General features: G+C 62.8%; 6 protein-coding genes. 5 read left to right on the forward strand and 1 reads right to left on the reverse strand.

Annotated features, from left to right (window positions below):
* Positions 1 to 14: 14 nt before the first annotated feature.
* The 3 genes from QM624_RS07150 (at position 15) to mltG (ending at position 1,911) form a co-directional block, all read left to right on the forward strand.
* Entirely contained in the window at positions 15 to 146 is a 132-nt protein-coding gene (locus QM624_RS07150; RefSeq protein WP_415090233.1) for a DHHA1 domain-containing protein, read from the forward strand.
* 173 nt (positions 147 to 319) lie between these two features.
* The gene (gene ruvX, locus QM624_RS07155) at positions 320 to 745 is read left to right on the forward strand and encodes a Holliday junction resolvase RuvX (protein WP_415090235.1); all 426 of its coding nucleotides are present in this window, start codon (positions 320 to 322) and stop codon (positions 743 to 745) included.
* Between the two features lie 20 nt (positions 746 to 765).
* A complete protein-coding gene (gene mltG, locus QM624_RS07160; RefSeq protein WP_415090224.1) occupies positions 766 to 1,911 on the forward strand; it encodes an endolytic transglycosylase MltG in 1,146 nt (381 codons plus the stop codon).
* Positions 1,912 to 2,620: 709 nt separating this feature from the next.
* On the opposite strand, the gene QM624_RS07165 is transcribed toward mltG, so the two are convergent.
* Positions 2,621 to 3,112 (reverse strand): hypothetical protein, encoded by a 492-nt coding sequence (locus QM624_RS07165; RefSeq protein WP_415090227.1) that lies wholly within the window; start codon positions 3,110 to 3,112, stop codon positions 2,621 to 2,623.
* Positions 3,113 to 4,999: 1,887 nt separating this feature from the next.
* Between QM624_RS07165 and QM624_RS07170 the strand changes: the two genes are divergently transcribed.
* Both QM624_RS07170 and QM624_RS07175 read left to right on the forward strand, forming a co-directional pair.
* A complete protein-coding gene (locus tag QM624_RS07170) occupies positions 5,000 to 5,440 on the forward strand; it encodes a hypothetical protein (RefSeq protein WP_415090229.1) in 441 nt (146 codons plus the stop codon).
* Between the two features lie 340 nt (positions 5,441 to 5,780).
* Positions 5,781 to 6,295 (forward strand): shikimate dehydrogenase family protein (locus QM624_RS07175; RefSeq protein ID WP_415090231.1); only part of this gene is annotated, 515 nt, incomplete at its 3' end.

The raw sequence follows: 6,295 nt of genomic DNA on the forward strand, positions 1-6,295 counted from the left end.
AGGCGGGCGCCCTGGTGGGCGTCGGCGCGGCCCAGCTCGGCGGACGAGGCGGCGGCAAGGACGACTTCGCCCAGGGCGGCGGCTCCAACGGCGCCGCGGCGTCGGACGCCGTCCGTGCGGTCCGTGACGCGGTGGCGGCCCTTTGAGTCGCGAGTCATCGCCGGTCGAGCCTGCGGACGAACTCGACTCACGTCATCCCGGCGGACGCCGGGATCTCGGGTTGGATCAGCACGTGCCCGAGGGTCTCGACAAGCTCGACCAGCGGGCGTCTGGGGATCCCGCCAAGCTCGATCAGCCCACTTTCCGGCGCGGCGTCCGGATGGCGCTCGACTGGGGCAAGGCCCGGATCGGGGTGGCCGCATGTGACGCCGACGGCATGCTGGCCTACCCGGTCGAGACCGTGCCGACCCAGGCGTCCGGACGGCGGCTGCCGCAGCTGCTGGCCGAGTACGAACCGATCGAGGTGATCGTGGGCCTGCCCCGCACCCTGGCCGGTGACGAGGGTCCGGCGGCGGTCCACGTCCGGGCCCAGGTGGCGTCGGTGATCGCGGGACACCCGGCGATCAGCTGGCGTTTCGCCGACGAACGGCTGACCACCGTGGACGCCGGACGCCGCCTGCGTTCGGCCGGTAAGGACGCGCGTCGCCAGCGCGCCATCATCGACCAGGCGGCAGCCGTGGCAATCTTGGAGCAGGCGTTGGCCGTCGAACGGGCGACCGGCCGGGCGCCCGGCGAACCCGCGTGACGAACGAAGGACACTGAAGCATGGCGAATCTCTTCCGCGAACTGCGCGATCCGGAGACCGGCCGTTGGGTACCCAAAGAGGTCTGGTACCGGGTGCGCGGTGCGATCGCGGTCGTCCTGTCGCTGACCGTGCTGATCGGCGGCGGCTGGTTCGTCTACTCCAAGGTGCACGACGCCTGGATCGGCTACCGGACCACTGAGGACTACATCGATCCGGCCGGCGTCGCCGATGTGGTGGTGGAGATTCCGCAGGGTTCGTCGATCAACAAGATCGCCGACATCCTGCTCGCCGCCGACGTCGTTCGCACCGGCAAGGCGTTCGAGCGTGCGGCCGGGTCTGACCCGAATGCCCGCAAGATCCAGTACGGGCTGTACAAGATGCGCACCCAGATTCCGGCGAAGACGGCGCTGCAGATGTTGCTCGACCCGGCCAACCAGATCAAGAACCAGTACCAGATCCGCGAGGGGCTGCGGCTCTCCGACGTGATCACCGCGCTGGCGGCATCGACCAAGGTGCCCGAGAAGGACCTGCAGGCCGCGCTCAAGAACCGCAAGCAGTTCGATCTGCCGAGCTGGGTCGGCAAGAGCAACGAGGGCTTCATCTTCCCCGACACCTACAACCTGCCGCTGAAGCCGACCGCGCAGTCGGTGCTGAAGGCGCCGATCAACGAGTTCAAGAAGACCGTGCAGGATCTGGCCTTCGAAGAGCGAGCCAACGCTCTGGGTTACAAGCCCTACGACGTGCTGATCATGGCCAGCATCATCGAGCGCGAGGTGTTCCGCGACGAGGATCGGGCCAAGGTGGCCCGGGTGTTCTACAACCGGCTGGCCAAGGGCATGAAGTTGCAGTCGGACGCCACGGTGGCCTACTCCATCAACAAGACCGGGACCATCTGGACGAGCGACGCCGATCGTAAGAAGAACAAGTCGCCATATAACACCTACGAGCACAAGGGTCTGCCGCCCGGGCCGATCACGGCACCGGCGAAGAAAGCGATGGAGGCCGCGCTCAACCCCGCCGACGGCAAATGGCTGTACTTCGTGCCGATCAACCTGGACACGGGCGAGACGGTGTTCTCCGAAACCCTCGCCGAGCACAACGCCGCCACCGCCAAGCTGAAGCAGTGGTGCCTGGCCAGCCCCGAGAACCGGAAGAAGTGCGCATGAGCGTCCGTCCTGCCTGGTCCGGAATCCGCAGGACCGTGGGTACCGGCCTGCTCTCGGGCTACAGCTGGAGCAGCTATGGAGGGCGATATTGGACTGTCGGCGAGATGAATAGCGTTCCCGTGCATGGTCTCGCGGATAGTGACAGCGCCCTGGGTTGTGGTGCCCGGTCGGACCGCTTGGGTGGTGCCGAATGGACGCATCGGGCGAGGACGAGGTAAGGGCGCTTTGACGTGCTATGAATCATCAACAGTCGCCGGTCGGCTCACGTCCTGCGCGCTGTGTGACCGATTTTGACCCCTGAGGAATGATGGGGGCTCTTAGTGCGGTGCATAAACGGCTTGGTGCCGCGACTGGCCGCTGGCTGCTCGCTCTATGAGCCTCAAAGTCCCCCGGACGCCCACGCAATCTCCGGCATCGTGCGGCTACGTACTACGAGCGGAATGTGCTCGCCAGATTCGGTGTGCTGCCGCATGGCCGGGAGGCCTCGATAGCCACGGACCGCGTTGACGACCGGGCATCGTGAGCGCCCTGGACGCTCTCGGTCTTGCGTCCAGGCCTGAGTAGGTGCGCGCATCGATCCTCACGCCTCTCTCATACACAACGCGGACGACCGACTTGACTACTGCCCTTGCTCCTCAGATCGCAGACTACCGCCGTCATGAACGATGACACGGCAGCCGCCGGATGGCGGCTCATAAGAGGGGGCCGATCACCATTGACAATGCACGACGTAGTGTCCGTCTCCTTCCACTCCGTGTCGATCGTCCACTGTGACGCTAGGGGCGTTGGTCTCGAAATACCACACGTCTCCGGTCTTGCCATAGGCGGCAGGGTCGAAACCCTTCTCGACTTTGATCCTTACCCCGACCTCCCACCATTTGGGGCGATTCGGGATCCTGATCATGCGTCCATTGGTGAAGGTGACGCCCCCGCCCACGTTGGCGACCCTCTCCAGGTAGGTCAGAGTGTCTTGCGTCACCGTACGACATTTGATGGCGCTGGTAGTGGGCGCCTTCTGCGACGGTGTGGGCTCGGATGCGGGCGAGCTGGATTTCTCTGGAGTGGTGGCCGAGTTCGTCATGGGGCGGGATGGAGATCGCCCGGTGGTGCAGGCCGAGAGCGCCAATGCGGTAACGACCAGACTTACCGCCACTGACGTGACGAACCCCTTGCCCCCAGATTCTTGTCGAATCAACTTCATGCGGCTCGGCTCCTATGGGGTCTGGTCCAGTCAACTCGATTGTGGGCCTGGTCCGATCAACTCGATGGTACCGCGTAGTAGGTCGTTGTTGTCGTCGTGCCTGTCGTGAACGCCGCCCGCATGCGATAGAGAGTGCCATTGATCGTTCCGGGCGGATCCGACTTCGGCGCGGTGTAATTCTCGCCAGTCCATTGTTGCCCGGACTGGGCCTGACGTTCTTCGTCTTCTTTGTGGTCCAGGGTCCGTAGTGGCCCGGAGGACCCTCGATCTGGAGCTGGAGCTGGAGCTGGAGCGGAAGACCCGATGGACGAGTATGCGGAGCCATTTGACCAGCCCATGCTCCACCCCGCGTGCTTATAGCTGCCGCAACAGCAATTGTCACCAGTTCGCTCATGCCGACGCTACACGCGGCCGCCGATGCAAGTGACTATACGATCAGCGATCTTGGCGGAAGCTCGTCGCTCCCGATCACCGGAGACGTCTCGCTGGACTTGCCACGACTCCTCGGAGCTAGAGTGACGAGCGCCCGCCAGTCCATTCCGGTAGGCGCTGAAGTTGCTTTCGATTACGACCCCTCCTTTTTACGAACGGCTGGATCGACCGTTCGTGCTGTCGGGGGCTGGCGGAGTGAAGCACACTATTAGTTTGCATGAAGGTGGTCAGATCCGATTTTGGTGCGATGGGGAGTTGCCACCGGGTAAGCCGGTTGACATTGTTGTCGGCGGCCGACGAATTATGCACTTCCCCTATGATTCGTACCGCGCCGCCACCCAGCCCCGCAGCGATTCCAGGGCGCGGGCGAAAGCACCGGCGCATCGGAAACTACAGGTGGCCGTCAAGCGTTCCGCAGGAGTGTTACGGCTGATATTGCATGGGCAGCCGCCAACTGGGGAGCGAATTTCCAAACATTTGTCCCTCAGTTGTTGCTCCTCGGCTCAGTTGGACCCCATTCGTCACCAAAGAAGCTGCGGCCACAGTGCGTATTGATGACAGGATCGTTAAGTCCATAGGGTGCATCTCGGAGGGCAGGGCGAAGAGCCTTCAGGTGATTGGGCGACATGCGGATACCTGGGTATTTGAGATCGAGGGTAGGATTCGAGAGGCGGAGGCGCTGAGGGTCAGCTTTCGCTTGGTTTTGGCTAAGCTAGGCGATGTGGCGATTCAAGACTTGGTTCTGCCGTCCGTAACAGTATCTGCGGTGGCGGCCGACCCAGCTCAACGAATGATAGTCAGGAGACCTCGACCCGTCTAGACAGTGTCTGCGACGCAATCACGTGGGAGGAATCACGCAAGAGATAGCTGACTGGGTTTATAGCCTGCCGGGAATACTTCCCGTTGTCGTGACACTGCTCCCTGCCGCAGTGGCTGTCGTCTGGTATTCCGTCAGGGCTTGGTATTGGCCGAATGCGCCCTTGGTGCTGCGTGTGGCTGCATGGGTCGTTTTTCCCTTGGTGACCTATCTGACCTTCCAGCAGTTGAACATGAATGCGCACCTCCCATACGGGCATAGACCTCCTCGGTCGATCTTGGTCCTGGGAGGTGTAGGGTACTCGCTCCTCATTACGGGAGTCCCAGCCACGCTGGCGGATGTAGTTTCTTTTTGTCTTGATAGAACTAGAAAGTTGCGGGCCGCGCGAGAGAGTACTTTTTATTCCTGACTCGAACCATTTGGTGCGTGGTGGCTGGGGCGCGCGAATCTTGGGTGATGGCGGGAGGTGCTGTCCTCCGAACGGCTTGAATTGTTAGGCCAGTTTCTAGTCAGCGCTTGTTTCGAGCGAGGTTCTGGGTGTGTGGCGCTAGCAGGACGCAGTGGCGGTGAGTTGGGCTGCTGCCCCTTTGCTTAGTTGGAGCACGCTGAGCCGCTGGCGGCCAAAGAGGAGATCGTGCATGGAATTCCATATATCCGGGGCAATGGCCGCAGTTCTTGCCTTCTCAAGCTGTATAGCCTCACCGGCACCGGGCGAGAGTTCTATGCCTGCGGGCGAAGTTGCACCGATGCGCACTCGAGCCACTTTCGCGTGCCGCTCCGTGACAGAGGGTGAGTTCAAACTTGCTAGGCTGGAGAGCCTAGTCTTGGCAGGCAGGCCATCAGCTGCCGTCGATATTGATGATTCCTGGCGGCTGGTTGCATACTGGGAGGACATCGGGATCGCGTCCGATAAATCTCATATGATCTTCACCCAGGTGATGGTAACCAATGGGAAGCGTTTTAACTATATCGGCCTCAATTGGAACGGAAGATACGAGGCCGCAGGAGTCGAATTTTCGGACGGCCCCGAAGCTAATCGAGCCGTCCGCAAGTGCATCGGTGACCCACAGGTTCAGTGATCCGAAGAGGGCGTCATTCGGGACTAACCGAGCTGATCTGACTTGCGATTGTTGACCTCAGCGGAGTTTCAGCGACGACTAGGTGACGGAGCCAATCTTGCCGTCGGCAGTTATCGACCGTCGTTTCTACAGTCGGACTACGACCGCCTTCCCTTAGAGCGTCAAGTTGAGGTTGGGCGTGATGGCGGGCCACGCTGTTACTGGCCTGTTGGTCATCCGGCGCCTCGAGAGAGAGGCCATGCTAACGTGCGCGAATGTTGAAAATCGGCGGTCTGCAGACCTGTCGCCCGGTTGGGGAGAATCCTCAGTCTTGTAGCCCGGAGGACCGGAAGAAGTGCTCGTGAGGCCACAGGCCGCCGTCCTGGGGTCACCGATCGCGCATTCGCTGTCGCCGGTGATCCACGCGGCCGCCTACGCGCACCTCGGCCTGGACTGGAGTTATGGACGCGTCGAGTTGCAGCCGGGCGGGTTCGCCGACTTCGTGAACGGGTTGGACGACTCCTGGCGCGGGTTGAGTGTCACCATGCCGCTGAAGGAAGTGGCCGCCGAGTGCGGCATCCCCGATGAGGACGTCCGGCTCACCGGGGTGGCGAACACCGTGGTGTTCGGGGAGCAGCGGCGGGTCTACAACACCGACATCGCCGGCCTGGCCGACGCGCTGGCGGCGTCCGGACTGTCGGGTCTGCGGGTCGCCACCCTGATCGGCAACGGGGCCACCGCCCGGTCGGCGCTGGTCGCGCTGGCCCGCGGCGGCGTCCGGCTCGTCGAGGTGCAGGGCCGCAACCCCGAGCGGCTCGCCGCCTTCCGGGAGTGGGCGGAACGGCTGGGTGTCGAGGTGCAACCCCGCACCCTGGG

Source organism: Micropruina sp. (genome assembly GCF_047606365.1).
In the GTDB taxonomy this organism is placed as follows: Bacteria; Actinomycetota; Actinomycetes; order Propionibacteriales; family Propionibacteriaceae; genus Micropruina.

Bases quoted from the DNA above. Each gene is read 5' to 3' on its own strand.
- ruvX (WP_415090235.1), top strand. From the start codon at position 320: ATGGCGCTCGACTGGGGCAAGGCCCGGATCGGGGTGGCCGCATGTGAC.
- mltG (WP_415090224.1), top strand. From the start codon at position 766: ATGGCGAATCTCTTCCGCGAACTGCGCGATCCGGAGACCGGCCGTTGG.
- QM624_RS07165 (WP_415090227.1), bottom strand. From the start codon at position 3,112: ATGAAGTTGATTCGACAAGAATCTGGGGGCAAGGGGTTCGTCACGTCA.
- QM624_RS07170 (WP_415090229.1), top strand. From the start codon at position 5,000: ATGGAATTCCATATATCCGGGGCAATGGCCGCAGTTCTTGCCTTCTCA.